The sequence below is a fragment of the Stenotrophomonas sp. 28608_Sma genome (assembly GCF_056486185.1).
The window spans coordinates 3,516,151-3,533,819 of the sequence record NZ_CM151308.1; the positions used below are offsets into that span (position 1 = coordinate 3,516,151).

General features: G+C 64.8%; 13 protein-coding genes. 8 read left to right on the forward strand and 5 right to left on the reverse strand.

All coding sequences use genetic code 11. The features are described from left to right. Window positions 1-3: 3 nt before the first annotated feature. Window positions 4-1,608, reverse strand: a complete 1,605-nt coding sequence (locus ACZLHH_RS16735) for a transglycosylase SLT domain-containing protein (RefSeq protein WP_180845115.1) — start codon at window positions 1,606-1,608, stop codon at window positions 4-6. A gap of 122 nt (window positions 1,609-1,730) precedes the next feature. On the opposite strand from ACZLHH_RS16735, the gene ACZLHH_RS16740 reads away from it, so the two are divergent. Further along, on the forward strand, window positions 1,731-3,236 hold the full coding sequence (locus ACZLHH_RS16740) for a helicase HerA-like domain-containing protein (protein WP_180845114.1): 1,506 nt from the start codon (window positions 1,731-1,733) through the stop codon (window positions 3,234-3,236). Window positions 3,237-3,314: 78 nt separating this feature from the next. After that, window positions 3,315-3,821, forward strand: coding sequence for a transcription elongation factor GreB (gene greB / locus ACZLHH_RS16745; RefSeq protein ID WP_032128239.1), 507 nt, complete (start codon window positions 3,315-3,317; stop codon window positions 3,819-3,821). Window positions 3,822-3,979: 158 nt separating this feature from the next. On the opposite strand, the gene ACZLHH_RS16750 is transcribed toward greB, so the two are convergent. Together ACZLHH_RS16750 and rimO are read right to left on the reverse strand one after the other, a co-directional pair. Beyond that, window positions 3,980-4,816 (reverse strand): DUF3025 domain-containing protein, encoded by an 837-nt coding sequence (locus tag ACZLHH_RS16750; RefSeq protein ID WP_180845113.1) that lies wholly within the window; start codon window positions 4,814-4,816, stop codon window positions 3,980-3,982. Further along, window positions 4,813-6,174, reverse strand: coding sequence for a 30S ribosomal protein S12 methylthiotransferase RimO (rimO, locus tag ACZLHH_RS16755; RefSeq protein WP_049398716.1), 1,362 nt, complete (start codon window positions 6,172-6,174; stop codon window positions 4,813-4,815). The genes ACZLHH_RS16750 and rimO overlap by 4 nt, the downstream gene beginning before the upstream one ends. A 203-nt stretch (window positions 6,175-6,377) precedes the next feature. Between rimO and ACZLHH_RS16760 the strand changes: the two genes are divergently transcribed. From ACZLHH_RS16760 to ACZLHH_RS16770, 3 genes are read left to right on the forward strand one after another with little or no spacing between them, the layout of a single operon-like run. Next, entirely contained in the window at window positions 6,378-7,049 is a 672-nt protein-coding gene (locus tag ACZLHH_RS16760) for a dienelactone hydrolase family protein (RefSeq protein WP_154264097.1), read from the forward strand. Continuing rightward, window positions 7,046-7,468, forward strand: a complete 423-nt coding sequence (locus tag ACZLHH_RS16765) for an HIT domain-containing protein (RefSeq protein ID WP_049423811.1) — start codon at window positions 7,046-7,048, stop codon at window positions 7,466-7,468. The genes ACZLHH_RS16760 and ACZLHH_RS16765 overlap by 4 nt, the downstream gene beginning before the upstream one ends. A gap of 15 nt (window positions 7,469-7,483) precedes the next feature. Continuing rightward, window positions 7,484-7,651: a LiaI-LiaF-like domain-containing protein gene (locus tag ACZLHH_RS16770; RefSeq protein ID WP_005418011.1), complete on the forward strand. Its 168-nt coding sequence runs from the start codon at window positions 7,484-7,486 to the stop codon at window positions 7,649-7,651. Window positions 7,652-7,747: 96 nt separating this feature from the next. On the opposite strand, the gene dcd is transcribed toward ACZLHH_RS16770, so the two are convergent. Next, on the reverse strand, window positions 7,748-8,320 hold the full coding sequence (gene dcd / locus ACZLHH_RS16775) for a dCTP deaminase (RefSeq protein WP_010483020.1): 573 nt from the start codon (window positions 8,318-8,320) through the stop codon (window positions 7,748-7,750). 77 nt (window positions 8,321-8,397) lie between these two features. Beyond that, window positions 8,398-9,252, reverse strand: coding sequence for an iron-sulfur cluster carrier protein ApbC (gene apbC, locus ACZLHH_RS16780; RefSeq protein WP_180845112.1), 855 nt, complete (start codon window positions 9,250-9,252; stop codon window positions 8,398-8,400). Between the two features lie 214 nt (window positions 9,253-9,466). Between apbC and ACZLHH_RS16785 the strand changes: the two genes are divergently transcribed. The 3 genes from ACZLHH_RS16785 (at window position 9,467) to ACZLHH_RS16795 (ending at window position 17,601) form a co-directional block, all read left to right on the forward strand. Continuing rightward, window positions 9,467-12,256: a TonB-dependent receptor plug domain-containing protein gene (locus ACZLHH_RS16785; protein ID WP_107431281.1), complete on the forward strand. Its 2,790-nt coding sequence runs from the start codon at window positions 9,467-9,469 to the stop codon at window positions 12,254-12,256. A 341-nt stretch (window positions 12,257-12,597) separates the two neighbouring features. Continuing rightward, window positions 12,598-15,405 carry a TonB-dependent receptor domain-containing protein gene (locus tag ACZLHH_RS16790; RefSeq protein ID WP_071228766.1) on the forward strand — a complete coding sequence of 936 codons (2,808 nt, stop codon included), beginning with the start codon at window positions 12,598-12,600 and terminating at the stop codon, window positions 15,403-15,405. A 168-nt stretch (window positions 15,406-15,573) separates the two neighbouring features. Continuing rightward, the gene (locus ACZLHH_RS16795; RefSeq protein ID WP_180845111.1) at window positions 15,574-17,601 is read left to right on the forward strand and encodes an alpha/beta hydrolase family protein; all 2,028 of its coding nucleotides are present in this window, start codon (window positions 15,574-15,576) and stop codon (window positions 17,599-17,601) included. The last annotated feature ends 68 nt before the right edge of the window (window positions 17,602-17,669 follow it).

Here is a 17,669-nt window from a genome sequence, read left to right on the forward strand (position 1 = left end):
GGATTACTTGTCGCAGCCCTGCAGCTTCAGCGTCTGGCCGTGGCGCAGGCTGTAGGCCGGGGCCTTCAGGCCATTGGCGCGGGCCAGGGTGGGCACGTCGCACTGGAACTTGGCCGCGATGGCGCCCAGGGTTTCACCCCGGCCCACCTTGTGGCTGCGCACCGGCTTCGGGCGCGCCGCCGGGCGCGGCGTGGCCACCGGAGCGACCGGCGTGGTCGGCACGCTGGTGGACGCGGCCGCATCGGCCACCGGCACCACGCCGCCCACGGCCACGCTTCCGGTGTAGCTGGTCGCGGCCGGGCGCTTGATTGCTGCGTTCAGATCGGCGGTGATCAGCGTGCGGGCCAGGTCGGCACGCGGGCCACTGACGCAGTTGCGCTGGTACAGGCCGGCGATGCGGGTGGTGGCGTTGATCAGCGTGCCGGCCGGAATCCAGCCATCGGCCTCATAGCGCGGGTTGAGATTGCGCAGCGCGCGCATGTAGCCATCACGGGTGCCGTGGCTGCCTAGGCAGATGGTCAGTTCGTAGATGGTGGTGGACTTGGCCAGGCGCAGCGTGGCCGGCTGCGCACTGATCTTCGGCAGCTCCACACCGTACTGCTGCGGGTGCAGGAAGATCCAGGCCGCGGCGATCACCATCGGCACGTAGTCCTTGGTTTCACCGGGGAACTGGTTGTAGACGCTGTCGGTCCAGAAACTCTGGCCACCGCTCTGCTTGAACACGCGCGCGGCGCGGCCTTCGCCACCGTTGTAGGCGGCCACCGACATTTCCACGTTGTTGTTCAGTTCGCGCAGGCGCTCGTTGAGATAACTGGCGCTGGCCTCGGCGGCACTGCGTGCGTCAAAGCGCGTGTCGAAGCCGGTGCCGTCCGGGCCCAGGCCGAAGCGGCGGCCGGTGGCCGGCATGAACTGCATCAGCCCGGCGGCGCCGGCACGCGAGGAGGCATGCACACGGCCGTTGGACTCCTTGGCCATGATGCCGAACAGCAGCGCCTCCGGCAGACCACGCTTTTCCCACTCCGGCCACATCACCGCGCGCAGGTTCTGGTAGTTCTCGTAGCTGGTCAGCAGCGCCGGGCGCATGTCGGTCAACCAGCGGCGGATGCCGGCCTGCACGGCGGGGTTGTACTCGACCATGGTGTCGAAGGCATGTCGCTTGTCGTTGAGCAGCGCTGCAGCGCGCGCGGCCTCCGGCACGTCGGCGGTAAGCGGGCCGATATGGTCTGGGTCGGCTTCCAGGCGGTCACCCCCCTCATCGGCCACGTCATCGCTGGCAGCGGCATCAGCATCATGCTTGAGCAGGCGCTTGTAGCTGGCCAGCAGGGTGCCCATCTGGCAGCCCTTCTGCTTCACGCAGTCGTTGAGGACATCTTCCATGTCCTCCAGCGCGGCGTCCGCCTCGTTGCTGCCCTTGGGGTCGGCATTGGCGACCAGCAGCAGCGCATCGCTGTAGCGCTTCTCGGCGGCGGTCATGCGCTGCTGCAGCGCATCCACCTTCACCTTGTCCCGGGCCGAAACCCGCTGCGCATGGGCGTCGGGCGCCAGGGAAACCAGGCCGGCCAGGGCCAGCAGCGGCCAACCGCGGGAAATCAGGACAGGAACGGGCATTGATGGCACTGTGTGCGAAACAGGCAGGCAGAGTAGCGGCGCCGCCAAGGTCCGGGCAAGCCGACCTTCGGCCCGTCACCGCCGGCGGTTAACATTGGGCTATTCACCACAAGGGCTGGACCATGGATCCGATTCTGCTCGGCAAAGGCATCACCGACGATGTTGCCGTCACCCTGCTGCCGAAACTCGGCAACCGCCACGGCCTGGTGGCCGGCGCCACCGGTACCGGCAAGACCGTGACCTTGATGACCCTGGCCGAGGGCTTCTCGCGGCTGGGCGTGCCGGTGTTCCTGGCCGATGTGAAGGGCGATGTGTCCGGCCTGGCCGTGCCCGGCACCGGTGCCGAGAACCTGCTCAAGCGCGCCGCCGAGATCGGCGTGGCCGACTACGCACCGGCCTCCAGCCCGACCATTTTCTGGGACCTGTACGGCAAGCTCGGCCACCCGGTGCGCACTACGGTCAGCGAAATGGGCCCGACCCTGCTGGCACGCATCCTCGAGTTGAACGACACCCAGGCCGGGGTGCTCGATATCGTATTCAAGCTGGCCGACGATCGCGGCCTGCTGCTGCTGGACATGGATGACCTGCGCGCCCTGCTCGGCCTGGTTGCCGAAGAACGCAAGGACATCTCCACCGAGTACGGCCTGGTCAGCGCGCAGTCGATCGCTGCCATCCAGCGCTCGGTGTTGCGCCTGGCACAGGATGGCGGCGAGAACTTCTTCGGCGAACCGGCCTTGGAACTGGCCGACATCATGCGGGTCAATCACGACGGCCGCGGCGTGATCGGCATCCTCGCCGCCGACCAGCTGGTGCTCAAGCCCAAGCTGTATTCCACCTTCCTGCTGTGGCTGCTGTCGGAGCTGTTCGAGCAGCTGCCGGAGGTGGGCGACCTGGACAAGCCGAAGCTGGTCTTCATCTTCGACGAGGCCCACCTGCTGTTCGACGACGCACCGGCCTCGCTGGTGCAGCGCATCGAGCAGGTGGTGCGCCTGATCCGCTCCAAGGGCGTGGGCGTGTATTTCTGCTCGCAGTTCCCCGACGACGTACCGGGCAACATCCTCGGCCAGCTCGGCAACCGCGTGCAGCACGCACTGCGTGCGTTCACCCCGCGCGACCAGAAGGCGGTGAAGACCGCTGCCGAGACCTTCGTACCGAATCCGAAGCTGGACGTGGCAAAGGTGCTCAGTCAGCTCGGTACCGGCGAAGCACTGGTCTCCACGCTGCAGGACAAGGGCGTGCCGATGCCGGTGCAGCAGACGATGATCGCACCGCCGCGCTGCCGGATGGGGCCGATCACCGAGGCCGAACGTGCCCAGGTGCGTGCCGGCAGCCCGGTCGGCACCCGCTACGACACCGCGATCAACCGCGAATCGGCCGCCGAGCTGCTGGCCCAGCGCGCGCAGAAGACGGTCGAGCAGGCGCAGGCGCCGGCGGCCCGCAGCCGCGAGCAGGACGAGGCGCAGGAAGGCGGTTTCGGCCAGGCGATCAAGGATGCGATCTTCGGCACCAAGCGCCGCCAGGGCATGATCGAGACCATGGCCAAGCAGACCACGCGTACCGTTGGCACCAAGCTGGGCAACCAGATCGTGCGCGGCCTGCTGGGCGGCATCTTCGGCGGCAAACGCTGACCTGCCCTCCCGGGGTCGGAGGCCTTTCCTGTGGAAAGGACCCGGCCCCATCGTTCCCCTGAAAAGAAGTTGCACCACATGTCGCGTTGGCGCCCCCCTGCAGAAAAGAGTACCGCCCTGATCACCGCCTCCGGCCACGCCCGGTTGAAGGCCGAACTGGATGAGCTGTGGCGTGTGCGCCGCCCGGAGGTGGTGAAGGCGCTGGCCGCCGCTGCCGCGGAAGGCGACCGCTCCGAGAACGCCGAGTACACCTACCGCAAGAAGCAGCTGGGTGAAATCGACCGCCGCGTGCGCTACCTGACCAAGCGGCTGGAATCGCTGCGCGTGGTCGACACCACGCCGACCGATCCTCAGGCGGTGTTCTTTGGTGCGTGGGTGGAACTGGAGAACGTGGACAGTGGCGACACCAGCCGCTATCGCATTGTCGGCCCGGATGAGACCGACGCAGGCCTGGGTTGGATCAGCATCGATTCGCCGCTGGCACGTGCACTGCTGAAGAAGCGGCTGGATGATGAATTCTCGGTGGAGCTGCCCGGCGGCCAGTTCACCTTTGCGGTAATCGGGGTGGAATACGAGCCGTTGTAGAGTCGACTGTCAGTCGACTACCGCGCGAAGCGCGGCACAAACCTCCGCAGCCGGACGGCAAACGCACCGCGATCCTCAATCGCGGTTGATGACTCGCCGAAGCCATCTGTCAGGCGTTCACGGCCTCGGAACGAAGAGCAGTCGACTGACAGTCGACTCTACATAGCCCCGTGCAACGGCGGCGGATACTGGCGGCCGGCACGCAACGGGCGGAAGTACTCGGCATCTGCATAGAAGTCGGCGTCCTGTCTCTCGTGCCAGCCCGGAACTCCAGCCAACGGCAGCGGACGCAACTGCAGGGGATCGGTCACTGCCCTGCCTTCGGCGATGGCCGCGGTCACTGCGTCAACGCAGGTGACATCAGCTTTGCCGTGCACCACCACGCACTTGCCCACCAGCCGGCGGCTCGGCAGCAGCGCCTGCTCCATCAGCGCGTGCCCGAATACCGCAGCGATGGCGATGTCGCCGCCCAGCCAGTGTCTCGATTCGAACAGCGCACACCAGTCGTGCACATCCCAGGCAGCCAGCAGCGTGTGATCGCGCACACGCACGATCACGCCGGTTTCGTCGAACTGGGTCAGTGCCGCCTGCGCGCGGTTGCGCTGACCCGGCGGCATCGCCTCGATATGCCGGCACTGCTGCGCATTGAGCGCCTGCTTGAGCTGCGGGTAGTGGGCCCACACCAGTGCGTTGAACAGGTCATGCCAGTTGTCGGCGCGGGTGGCGATGCGGCCCTGTGCGATGCGGGCTTCGTAGTGCAGGCCGTCGGCCAGCAGCTTGGCATCCTGCTCGACCAGCTGCTTGCCCGGTAGCGCGAGGCGTGCCTTGAGCGCTGCAATGGACGGCCACTCCGGGCCTTCCAACAGATCACGAACGTCGCGCAATCCGGCAAACACCGGGTGCCCGAACACCTGTGGATCGACCGCCGCACGCGGCGGCGGCACGAAACGGCGGACGCCGCCCCCGTCACCGGCGGCGGTCGTCGCCGCGGTCACAGCATCTTGAGATCGAATGCCGGGCGGGTGGCGGCCGGCAGCGCGTCACCGTACAGGTCGTGCTCGTCGCTCTCGGTGATGTCCACGTCGACGAACTCACCCACGCGCAACGGCACCTGGTCGGCATTCTGGATGTGCACCAGGCCATCGATCTCCGGGGCATCGGCCTTGGAACGGGCCACCGCGATATCGCCTTCGATGGCGTCGACCAGGCACTGCTGCACGGTGCCGATCTTGGCCTCCAGGCGCGCAGCGGAAATCTGCGCCTGCTTTTCCATGAAACGGGCCAGGCGCTCCTGCTTCACTTCCTCCGGAACCGCATCCGGCAGGTCGTTGGCGGTGGCACCCTCGACCGGCGAATAGGCGAACGCGCCGACGCGGTCCAGCTGCGCTTCGTCGAGGAACGACAGCAGCTCTTCGAACTCGGCCTCGGTCTCGCCGGGGAAGCCGACGATGAAGGTGGAACGCACGGTGATGTCCGGCGCGATGCGGCGCCAGTTCTGCACGCGCTCCAGGGTCTTCTCGACCGCGCCGGGGCGCTTCATCAGGCGCAGGATGCGCGGGCTGGCATGCTGGAACGGGATGTCCAGGTACGGCAGGATGCGGTTTTCGGCCATCAGCGGCACCACCTCGTCCACATGCGGGTACGGGTAGACGTAGTGCATGCGCACCCACGCATCCAGCTCGGACAGGCCTTCGCACAGCGCCTTCAGGCGGGTCTGGTAGGCCTTGTCACGCCACATCTTCTCGGCGTACTTCACGTCCACGCCATAGGCCGAGGTGTCCTGCGAAACCACCAGCAGCTCGCGCACGCCACCACGCACCAGGCGCTCTGCTTCACGCAGCACTTCATCCACCGGGCGCGAGACCAGCTTGCCGCGCATCGACGGAATGATGCAGAAGCTGCACTTGTGGTTGCAGCCCTCGGAAATCTTCAGGTAGGCATAGTGACGCGGGGTCAGCTTGATGCCGTAGTCGGGCACCAGGTCCACGAACGGATCGTGCTTGGGCGGCAGCGCTTCGTGCACCGCTTCCATCACGCTCTGGTAGTCCTGCGGGCCGGACACCGCCAGCACGTTGGGGTACGCCTCGCGGATCTGCTCCGGTCGCTTGCCCAGGCAGCCGGTGACGATGACCTTGCCGTTCTGGTTCATCGCCTCGCCGATCGCGTCCAGCGACTCGGTCACCGCCGAATCGATGAAGCCGCAGGTGTTGACCACCACCACGTCGGCCGAATCGTAGGACGGCACGATGTCGTAGCCTTCCGAGCGGAGCTGGGTAAGGATGCGTTCGGAATCGACAAGGGCCTTCGGGCAGCCAAGGCTGACGAAGCCGACTTTGGGGTTCAGCTGGGACATGGAATCGCGGGACTCTGGGGGCCTGGGCCCCTGCCGTCGTGGCAGGGGTTCCTGGGGGCCGGGGCCTGAAAGGGCGCCAGTATACCGGGGTTGGCGGCCGCGCTCTGAATGGCCAGCCGCCCGATCACGCACAGCCGCTGACACCGCGCTAACCCACGCAGCGCCGACAATGCGGTTCTGTTCCCCGCAACCAGATGGAAACGATGGCCGAGTGGATCACCCTGGATACGCATCACGGCCCGGTACGGGCCTGGCACGCCCTGCCGGAGGGCACCCCGCGTGGCGGGCTGGTGGTGGTGCAGGAAATCTTCGGCGCCAACCCGCACATCCGCGGCGTGGCCGAGCGCTTCGCGGCCGAAGGCTATGCGGTGCTGGCGCCGTCCTTTTTCGACCTGATTGACGGCACAGAAGCCGATCCGGACGCCCTGCCCTATGACGCCGACGGCGTGAAGCAGGGCCTGGAACGGGTGACCGCACTGGGCATGGAGAAGGCGCTGGAGGTGGTCCGTGCCGCAGCGACCCGGCTGGCCCCCTACGGCAAGGTCGGCACGGTGGGCTACTGCTGGGGCGGCACGGTGGCGATGCTGTCGGCCCTGCGCCTGGGCCTGCCATCGGTCAGCTACTACGGTGCGCGCAACGTCCAGTTCCTGGATGAGACACCCAAGGCCCCGGTGATCTTCCACTTCGGTGCCCAGGACAAGAGCATTCCGCCGGAGGCCGTGCAGGCCCATCGCGAGAAGCTGCCGCAGATGGCCACCTTCGTCTATCCGGCCGACCACGCCTTCAACCGGGAGGTCGGACATGCGTATGATCCAGACAGCGCCACCCTGGCGCTGCAACGCACCCTGGACTTCTTCTCGGAGCATCTTGGATGAGCGAATTCGAACTCGATTCACGCCTGGCCACCGATAGCGTGCTGGTGGCGGAAGGACCGTTGTCGCAAGTGCGGCTGATGAACGACGAACGATTCCCCTGGCTGGTGCTGGTACCGCGCCTGGCCGGGGTGACCGAGTGGATCGAGCTGGACGGCGAGCAGCAGGACAAGCTGCGCACCGAGCTCAACCGCGCCTGCAAGGCCCTGAAGGGCTCCGACGGGGTGGAAAAGATCAACATCGGGGCGCTGGGCAACATCGTGCGCCAGCTGCACTTCCATGTGATCGGCCGCCATGACGGCGACCCCGCGTGGCCGGGCCCGGTCTGGGGCAGTGGCCCCGCGCACCGCTACGAGCCGGGTGCGCTGGACCAGCATGTCGCCTACTGGAAGGAACGGCTAGGATATCCAGCCCAGTCCTGAGCGTTTGCCGACCCGATGCGATTCAACCTCGTTGCCGCCGTCCTGCTGATCCTGATCGGCCTGTTCATGCTCGCCAGCAACCTCGGCTGGACGCACCTGAACCTGTCCAAGCTGCTGTTGACCTGGTGGCCGGTGGCACTGGTGGGCGTGGGCATCGCGATGCTGTTCGGTCGCGGGAAATAAGCTGGCGCCGGGCCATGCCCGGCGAGCGCAGCGTGTGGCCGCACCCATGAAAACGCCGGGCATGCCCGGCGTTTTCGTCATGCGATGGCGCGCCGCTCAGGTCCGCGGCAGGGTCACGCCGGTCTGGCCTTGGTACTTGCCACCACGATCGCGGTACGACGTCTCGCAGATGTCATCGGCGGCCGCCTGGAAGAACAGCATCTGCGCCACGCCTTCATTGGCGTAGATGCGCGCTGGCAGCGGCGTGGTGTTGCTGAATTCCAGGGTGACGTGGCCTTCCCACTCCGGCTCCAGCGGGGTCACGTTGACGATGATGCCGCAGCGCGCGTAGGTGCTCTTGCCCAGGCACACCACCAGGGTGTCGCGCGGGATGCGGAAGTACTCCACGGTGCGCGCCAACGCGAAGCTGTTGGGCGGGATGATGCATTCATCGCCGACGATATCCACGAAGCTGCCCGGATCGAAGTGCTTGGGATCGACGATGGTCGAGTTGATGTTGGTGAACACCTTGAACTCGCGCGAGCAGCGCACGTCGTAGCCGTAGCTGGAGGTGCCATAGCTGACGATGCGCTCGCCGTTGGCCTGCTTGACCTGCCCGGCCTCGAACGGCTCGATCATGCCGTGCTGCTCGGACATGCGGCGGATCCAACGGTCACTCTTGATGCTCATGCTTTGTCCTGGGGTACGAGGGGGCGCGAGGATTCTAGCAGGGGGCCGGGCGTCGCCGGCGGCCCCTGCCCTGGCACTTACAGCAGCGACGACAGGATCGGGATCGAGGCACGCGGACGCTTGCCAACCGCCTCGATCAGGCGCTGGGCGGCATGGCGGTAGGCCTGGGCCGGGACCGAATCCGGCTGGGCCACGGTGATCGGGGTACCGGAATCGCCCTGCTCGCGGATGCCGATCTGCAGCGGCAACGAACCCAGCAACGGCACGCCGTACTGCGCGGCCATGCGCTCGCCGCCGCCCTCGCCGAACAGGTGCTCGACATGCCCGCAGCTGCTGCAGGTATGCACCGCCATGTTCTCGACGATGCCGAGCACCGGCACCTCGACCTTCTCGAACATCTTCAGCGCCTTCTTCGCATCCAGCGTGGCGATGTCCTGCGGGGTGGTGACGATCACCGCGCCGGCCAGCGGGATCTTCTGGGTCAGGGTCAGCTGGATGTCACCGGTGCCCGGTGGCAGGTCGATCAGCAGGTAGTCCAGGTCATCCCACAGGGTGTCATTGAACAGCTGGGTCATCGCCGAGGTGGCCATCGGCCCGCGCCAGATCATCGGCGTGTCTTCTTCGATCAGGTAGCCGATCGACATGGTGTCCACGCCGAACGCACGCAGCGGCTCGATGCTCTTGTTGTCGGGGCTTTCCGGGCGACCGGACAGGCCCAGCATGGCCGGCACGCTCGGCCCGTAGATGTCCGCATCAAGCACGCCCACGCGTGCGCCGAGCTGTTGCAGGGCCACGGCCAGATTGACCGCAGTGGTCGACTTGCCGACGCCGCCCTTGCCCGAACCAACCGCGATCACGTTGCGGATGCGGGCATGCGGCGTAAGTCCCTTCTGGACCTGGCTTGCATGGGGACGGCGGGGAGAACTGTTCACAACGAGCACCGGCGGGGTCAGGGGGAATAACCGAGCATCATACAAGCTGGACGTAACCTGACTGAAATTCAGGATTGCTACAGATTCGTGCACAGATTGTTAAGTTCATGTTACGTTCGACCCGCACTGTTTTGGGCTGCGGAGCTGGCATTTCCAGCCCGCGCGATGGCGCATGCGCAGTGCCGTTTTTGTTTTTGCTCTCCAATGGAACTACATGAACTACGTAAGCAACACCGCACGTCGCAACACGCTCGCCGTCGCCCTGATTTCCGCTCTGATGGCCGCCGCCCCGGCAATGGCCCAGGACAAGGCGACCAACCTGGACAAGATCACCGTCACCGGTTCGCTGATCCCGCAGACCCAGGTTGAAACCCAGACCCCGGTGATGTCCATCACCGCCCAAGACATCCAGACCCGCGGCTTCAGCAGTGTTGCTGAAGTGCTGCAGCAGTCGTCGCTGACCACCGGCGGCCTGCAGGGTGGCCAGACCTCGGGTTCGTTCACCCAGGGCGCCGAAGCTGCCGGCATGTTCGGCCTGAACCCGGGCTACACCAAGTACCTGATCAACGGCCGCCCGATGCTCTCGTATCCGGCGCTGTACAACGGCAGCGAAACCTTCAACAACATCAGCGGCATTCCGATCGACATCGTCGAGCGCATCGAAGTGCTGCCGGGCGGCCAGTCCTCGCTGTACGGCTCGGACGCAATCGCAGGTGTGGTCAACATCATCCTGAAGGAGCGCATGGACGGCGGCACCATGACCCTCCGTGGCGGCACCTACACCGAAGGCGGTGGCAGCAACATCCGCTTCAGCGCCGCCAAGGGCATCAACGCCTTCGACGACCGCTTCCATGCACTGTTCAACGTGCAGATCGAGAACGGCAGCCCGATCTGGGGCTACCAGCGCGACATCACCCGCCAGAACAACCCGGTCGGCTACACCGCCCAGGTTCCGTCGAACGACTTCGCCGTCATCACCAACGCTGACAACAAGCTGCTGATGATGGACCCGAGCCGTTGCGCGAACGTCGCTGGGCTGTATGACGGCACCACCGTGGTCGGCCAGCGCCCGTCGGGCGAGTCCTGCGGTTCGGTGTACAGCGCCGGCTACAAGACCCTGAAGAACGGCAAGAACAGCGGCCAGTTCTACTCGTCGATGACCTTCGACGTGAACGACAACTTCCAGCTGTTCGCCGATGTGCTGTACAGCAAGGAAAAGACCGAGTTCACCTCCGGCTCCAGCGCCCTGTGGTGGGGCACCAAGTCGAGCCTGGGCAGCTTCTACGACCAGGGCCTGGGCAAGGTCGTGAACCTGCAGCGCGCCTTCGCGCCGGAAGAAATCGGCCCGGGCCACTACAACAACATCATGAACTCCGACGAAAGCCGTGCCTACCAGGTCACCCTGGGCGGCAAGGGCATGGTCGGCGACTGGGACTACAGCGCCAGCTTCACCCGTGGTGAGTACCGCCTGGACCAGAACCGCTTCGTGCGCTGGAAGGACAAGATCGATGGCTTCTTCGGCGACAACGTGCTGGGCCCCAAGCTGGGCACCACCGCTGATGGCTTCGACATCTACAACCCGGACTACGCGGCCTTCTACTCGCCGATCACTCCGGACCAGTTCGCCAGCTTCACCGGCTACGGTACCCATCGCAGCAAGACCTGGCAGAACCTGGGCCGCGTGCAGGTGACCAACGGCTCGCTGTTCAGTCTGCCGGGCGGTGACGCCGGCCTGGCCGTCGTGCTGGAAGGTGGCAGCGAAGGTTGGGACTACTCGCCGGACCAGGCGTTCGTTGATGGCAATGTGTGGGGCACCACCGCTGTCGCCGGTGCCGGCCACCGCAGCAACTATGCGGTCACCAGCGAGCTGCGCATGCCGCTGCACGACAAGCTGACCGTCAGCGCGTCGGGCCGCTATGACGCCTTCAAGATCGCCGACAAGACCGTCGACAAGGCCACCTACAGCATCGGCCTGGAATTCCGTCCGATCGAGAGCCTGCTGCTGCGCGGCAAGTACGGTACCGCTTTCCGCGCACCGACCCTGTCCGATGCCTTCCAGGGCATGAGCGGTTCGTACTCGTCCGGCCAGAACGACTACTACCGCTGCAGCCAGATGGGTTACGGCCTGCGTGACGAGGCCTGCTCGTTCTACAAGAACACTTCGGTGTACAGCGAAAAGTCCGGCAACCCGGACCTGAAGCCGATCACCGCCGACGTCTGGAGCGCAGGCGTGGTGTGGGCCCCGGTCAGCAACTTCTCGCTGTCGGCCGACTACTACAACTGGAAGATCAAGAACGAGGTCAAGACCCTCAGCAGCGACCAGCTGCTGCTGGCCGAGTACCAGTGCCACAACGGCCTACCGAACAACACCTCGGCCAGCTGCGGTGACGTGACCACCTGGGTATCCCGTGACAAGGGCGGCAATCTGGAGCGCGTGTACACGCCGAAGCTCAACGTTGCCAGCCAGAACCTGGAAGCGGTGACCGTGGCGGCCAAGTACCAGCAGGATATCGGCCGCTTCGGCTCGCTGATGTTCTCCGGCAACTACACCAACATGCTGAAGCGTGAAGTGCAGCCGATGCCGGGTGCCGCCAAGCTGGATCTGCTGAGCGATCCGTACAACATGTGGTACTACGACAACTTCGCCAAGGTCCGCGGCGATCTGTCGGTGGCCTGGAACATCGCCAAGTTCACCACCACCGTGTACGCCAATTACGTCGGCAGCACCCCCAACTACCTGGCCTACACCGGCCGCAGCTACGGCTACGTTCACTCCTCCGGCGCCAAGGCCGGCAAGTGGGGTTCGTACACCACGTACAACCTGAGCATGAACTACCAGGCACAGGAAGATCTGGTCCTGTCGCTGATGGTCAACAACGTGTTCAACAAGCTGCCGGAAGGCCAGCGCTACAACTACCCGGGCAACGAATCGACCCCGTTCAATGACGGCTTCTACAGCGTCTACGGCCGCCAGATCTCGGCCCAGGTCAAGTACAACTTCTGATCCCGTCGTTTTCCGGACTTCGTGTCTGGACCAGGCCCCGCTTCGGCGGGGCCTTTTTTTGGTTCCAGGAAGCCTTCGGCAAAGCATTGATGCAGAAGCAGCAAATGCACTACGAAAGAATGCCCTTCATATCGCCATCTTTTGAAACACTCCAAAACAATTGGCGTTAGTCATTGATATATCGCCATTTTTCAGGCAGAAGCCCGATTGACGAAATGACGATCGTGTGTTCCCTGCGTTAAGTGCGTGTTACGGTCCGGCTGAATGGAATGCAACTGAACAGATCGTTAAGCCGACACGGAAGCCGGTAGCCAAGACATCGCTAACTACGGGGATTTTCCATGTCTCGCCATCGTTCCACACTCTCGCGCCACCCACTGACGCTCGCCCTGCTCGGCACACTGCTCGCCTCCGGCACGGCCCTGGCGCAAAGCGGCAATGCACCGACCCAGCTTGACCGCGTGACGGTCACCGGTTCGCTGATTCCGCAGACCGAGATCGAGAACCACACGCCGGTCCTGACCGTGACCGCAGAGGACATCCAGACCCGCGGCTTCACCAGCGTTGCCGATGTCCTGCAGCAGTCCTCGCTGTCCACTGGCGGCCTGCAGGGTGGCCAGACCTCGGCCTCGTTCACCCAGGGCGCCGAAGCCGCCGGCATGTTCGGCCTCAGCCCGGGTTACACCAAGTACCTCATCAACGGCCGCCCGATGCTTTCATATCCGGCGCTGTACAACGGCGGCGATACGTTCAACAACATCAGCGGCATTCCGATCGACATCGTCGAGCGCATCGAGATCCTGCCGGGCGGCCAGTCCTCACTGTATGGCTCCGATGCGATCGCTGGCGTGGTCAACATCATCCTCAAGGAACGCATGGATGGTGGCGTCCTCAACGTCCGTGGCGGCGCCTACAGCGAAGGCGGCGGCAACAGCTTCCGCTTCAGCGGCGCCCGCGGCTTCAATGGTGTCGATGACCGCTTCCACGCGCTGGTCAACGTGCAGTACGAAAAGACCAGCCCGATCTGGGGTTACCAACGCGATCTGACCAAGGTCAACAACCCCGACGGCTACAGCCCGCAGTACGTTTCCAACGACTTCCTGGTGCTGCTGCCGGCGGCCAACAACGCCTACGCCATGATGGATCCGAACCTGTGCGCCAATGTGGCCGGGCAGTTCGATGGCACCACGGTGCTCGGCACCCGGCCCACCGGCCAGGCATGTGGCTCGACCTATGGCACCGGCTACAAGACCATCAAGAACGGCAAGGAAAGCGCGCAGATCTACAGCTCTGCCACCTTCGACGTGAATGACAATTTCCAGCTGTTCGGCGATGCGCTGTACAGCCTGGAAGAGGTCAAGTACGCAACGGGTTCCGGCTACACCTGGTGGGGCACCTCTTCCGGTTGGGGCCGCTTCTACGACCAGGCCAGCGGCCAGTACATGAACCTGCAGCGCGTGTTCGCCCCGGAAGACATCGGCGGCGCCGGCTACCGCGACATCATGAACACCGACCGCAACAAGGCCTATCAGGTGACGCTGGGCGGCCGCGGCACGGCCGGCAACTGGGACTACAGCCTCAGCTTCACCCGCGGCGAGTACAAGCTGACCGAGCGCAACTTCGTGCGCTGGAATGACCCGATCAACGATTACTTCGAACAGCGCGTGCTCGGCCCGGTGCTGGGAACCACCAGCACCGGCTACGACATCTACAGCCCGAACTGGGAAGCGTTCTACGCGCCGCTGCCGGCCGGTGACTTCCAGACCTTCACCGGCTACAGCTACAGCCAGAGCCGCACCTGGCAGAACCTGGCCCGTGCACAGGTCACCAATGGATCACTGTTCAAGCTGCCCGGCGGCGACGCCGGCCTGGCCGTGGTCGTTGAAGGTGGAAGCGAAGGCTGGGACTACAGCCCCGATCCGGGCCTGATGGATGGCAGCGTCTGGGGCACCACGGCGGTCTCCGGTGCTGGCCACCGCAGCAACTATGCGGTGACCGGTGAACTGCGCCTGCCCCTGCATGACATGCTGACGGTGACCGGTTCCGGTCGCTACGACGCCTTCAAGATCGGCAGCAACACCGTCGACAAGTCCACCTACAGCATCGGCATCGAGTTCCGTCCGATCGAAAGCCTGCTGTTCCGCGGCAAGTACGGTACGGCGTTCCGCGCTCCGACCCTGTCCGACGCATTCCAGGGCCGTAGCGGCTACTACGCCAACGGCTCCACCGACTACTACCGTTGCGGCCAGTTGGGCTACGACCCGGCCAACACCACCGGCTGCCCGTATGACAGCGTCTCGGTGTTCGGCACCCGCGCCGGCAACCCGGACCTGGAACCGATCACCGCCGACGTCTGGAATGCAGGTGTTGTGTGGGCACCGATCAACAACCTGTCGCTGTCGGTGGACTACTACAACTGGAAGATCAAGAACGAGGTCGATACGCTCAGCTCCGACCAGCTGCTGCTGGCCGAGTACTACTGCCGTGGCGGCCAGGCCAACAACACCTCGGCCAGCTGCCAGAACGTCAACGACTGGATCACCCGCGATGCGTCCGGCGTGCTGGACGAGATCTATACCCCGAAGATGAACGTCGCCCGCCAGAACCTGGAAGCGCTGACCGCCAGCTTCAAGTACGTGCACGACATGGGCCGCTTCGGTTCGCTTCAGTTCTCGGGCAACTACACCGACATGCTCAAGCGCGAACTGCAGCCGCAGCCGGGCGATGAGTTCCTGGACCTGCTGCGTGACCCGTACGCGATGTGGGTGTACGACTCGTACGCCAAGGTGCGCGCCGATGGTTCGGTCGGCTGGGCCAAGGACAAGTGGACCACCACCCTGTACGCCAACTACATTGGCAAGACGCCGAACTACATGGCGTACGTGGGCAATGGGTACGACTACGTCCACAGCTCCGGCTACAAGGCAGGCAAGTGGGGCTCCTACACCACTTACAACCTGAGCGTGAACTACCGTGCGTTGGACAACCTGACCCTGTCGCTGATGGTCAACAACGTGTTCAACAAGATGCCGGACAACCAGCGCTTCAGCTTCGCCGGCACCAGCGGCCAGCCGTACAACAATTACCTGTACAACGCCTACGGGCGTGCCATCTATGTGCAGGCCAAGTACGAGTTCGGCGATCACTGATCCAGGCCCTTGCCGCACCAAAGACCCCGCCCCGGCGGGGTCTTTTTTTGCTGGTCGTCCCTCCAGGGCGTGACGCGCGCCCGGGCATTCACGCCAAGTTGACTGGATTCACGTCTTCGTTCATCTTCAGGTCATATTGATGTGCCCGCCACAAGGACCCTGCCGACCATGGAACTGCGCTTGTCCCCCGCCCGCCTTGGCGCCGCCGCACTGGCGGCGCTGTGCATTGCCCCTGCCCTCGCAAGCCCTCTGCCAGCCGAGGATTTCGCCAAGATCCCCACCATCCAGTCGGTCACCATGAGCGCCGACGGCAAGCAGCTGGTCGCGATCGTCGCCGCGCCCGGCAGCGACAACAGCGATACCGCCCTGGCCAACTGGAACCTGGATAACCTCGGCGCCGGTCCGGTCGCCATCACGCCATCCGGTGACCGGATGAAGTTCATCGCGGCAAGCGCACTGAAGGCGGGACGCAACCTCGTCATCGGGCGCCAGGAATGGACAGGCAAACTCGGCGGCTGCGGTGAAGGCAACAGTACGGGAGCCACCAAGACCTTCCTGACCAAGGCCTACCTCACCGACGCCACCCAGACCAAGTTCGACGAGGCGTTCGCCAACAACACCCGCACGCTCGGGGTCAGCCCCGAGACCCTTCGCTGCCTCGAACTTGCGGGTACCGCCTCGCTCGTCCATGGGCTGCCGCTGGATGCAGACAGGGTCATCATCAGCCAGCTCAATGAGGCCACGCTGCAGGCCAACTACTATCGCTTCAACCTGCGCACGGGCCAGACCGAACTGCTGTTCAAGGGCAGCTCCCGCACGTCACCCGGCCTGTTCCATCCCCGCACAGGTGAAGTCCTTACCCAGACCCAGGTCGAATCCGCCGGTTCCGACGATTTCGAACAACGCATTCTGATCAAGAACAGCGCCGGCCAGTTCGAAGTGCACGCCCCCCTGACCACCCGACTGAGCGAACGCTATACGGTGGAAGTCGTCGGCATAGACGATGACAGCGGCAAGCTGTACGTGCTGACCGACCAGTTCTCCGATCTGGTGCAGGCGCGACTGTACGATCCTGCCAAGAAGGAGTTCGACAAGGAGCCTCTGGCCGCCCATCCATCCTTCTCGATCAGTTCACTGATCCTGGGCACGCGCAAGAGCAACTTCAACCAGGTCCTCGGCTTCTATATCGACGGTCCGCAGCGACAGGCCGTGTACGTGGATCCGCAGATGAAGGCCCTGCAGGATGGCCTGCAGAAAGCCTATCCCGGCCTGAGCATCTACATCACCGGCTACAACGACGACCTTTCGCGCGTCCTGTTCACCACGGAAAGCAACCGCAACCCGAAGAGCTACTTCATCCTGGCTGATCGCAAGAATGTCGTGCCGCTGGGCAGCGAGCGCCCCTGGGTGGACAGCAAGCAGATCGGTGAACAACGCTGGGTGACCTACACCGCACGCGATGGGCTGCAGATTCCAGCGATTCTGGATCTCCCGCCGGGCTGGAAGCAGGGCGACGGCCCGCTGCCTGCACTCGTTCATCCGCACGGCGGGCCGTGGGCACGCGACTACACCGGCTGGGATGCATCCGGCTGGGTGCCGTTCTTCACTTCGCGCGGCTACGCCGTGTTGCGCCCTCAGTACCGCGGCAGCGCCGGCCTTGGCCGCAAGCTCTGGCTGGCAGGTGACGCCGAGTGGGGCCAGAAGATGCAGGACGACAAGGATGACGGCGCCGCCTGGCTGGTCTCACAGGGCATCGCCGCCAAGGACCGGATCGCGATCTTCGGCTATTCCTACGGTGGTTTCGCGGCTGCCGCTGCAACGGTCCGAAGCCCATCGCCCTACCAGTGCGCCATCGCGGGTGCCCCGGTCACTGATCTTGGCCGGCTGGGCACCTCCTGGAGCCAGAACCGCCTGCAACGCATTCTGCAGGGGCGCACGGTGAAGGGCATGGACCCGATGCAGAACACCGCGAAGGCCACGATTCCTCTGCTGACCTTCGTCGGTGACCGTGACGTACGCACGCCGTCCTTCCATGCGAGGAACTTCTACAACGGCGTACAGGGCAAGGTCCCAGCCCGGTTCGAGCTGATCCCCGACATGCCGCACAGCATGCCCTGGTACCCCGTGCACTTCCGGACGACATTGACGCTCATGGCCGACTACCTGAGCAAGGATTGCGGCCCCGGCGGCCTCTGATCCCTCCCCGCGCACCCTAGCTTTCACCAAGCCCCTGCCGGCCAGGCAGGGGCTTTTTCATGCCCCAA

What these genes read in the sequence shown, in the direction of transcription:
- ACZLHH_RS16765 (WP_049423811.1), top strand. Translation starts at nt 7,046, where the DNA reads ATGAGCGAATTCGAACTCGATTCACGCCTGGCCACCGATAGCGTGCTG.
- ACZLHH_RS16740 (WP_180845114.1), top strand. Translation starts at nt 1,731, where the DNA reads ATGGATCCGATTCTGCTCGGCAAAGGCATCACCGACGATGTTGCCGTC.
- dcd (WP_010483020.1), bottom strand. Translation starts at nt 8,320, where the DNA reads ATGAGCATCAAGAGTGACCGTTGGATCCGCCGCATGTCCGAGCAGCAC.
- ACZLHH_RS16735 (WP_180845115.1), bottom strand. Translation starts at nt 1,608, where the DNA reads ATGCCCGTTCCTGTCCTGATTTCCCGCGGTTGGCCGCTGCTGGCCCTG.
- ACZLHH_RS16770 (WP_005418011.1), top strand. Translation starts at nt 7,484, where the DNA reads ATGCGATTCAACCTCGTTGCCGCCGTCCTGCTGATCCTGATCGGCCTG.
- ACZLHH_RS16760 (WP_154264097.1), top strand. Translation starts at nt 6,378, where the DNA reads ATGGCCGAGTGGATCACCCTGGATACGCATCACGGCCCGGTACGGGCC.
- ACZLHH_RS16785 (WP_107431281.1), top strand. Translation starts at nt 9,467, where the DNA reads ATGAACTACGTAAGCAACACCGCACGTCGCAACACGCTCGCCGTCGCC.
- ACZLHH_RS16795 (WP_180845111.1), top strand. Translation starts at nt 15,574, where the DNA reads ATGGAACTGCGCTTGTCCCCCGCCCGCCTTGGCGCCGCCGCACTGGCG.
- ACZLHH_RS16790 (WP_071228766.1), top strand. Translation starts at nt 12,598, where the DNA reads ATGTCTCGCCATCGTTCCACACTCTCGCGCCACCCACTGACGCTCGCC.
- greB (WP_032128239.1), top strand. Translation starts at nt 3,315, where the DNA reads ATGTCGCGTTGGCGCCCCCCTGCAGAAAAGAGTACCGCCCTGATCACC.
- rimO (WP_049398716.1), bottom strand. Translation starts at nt 6,174, where the DNA reads ATGTCCCAGCTGAACCCCAAAGTCGGCTTCGTCAGCCTTGGCTGCCCG.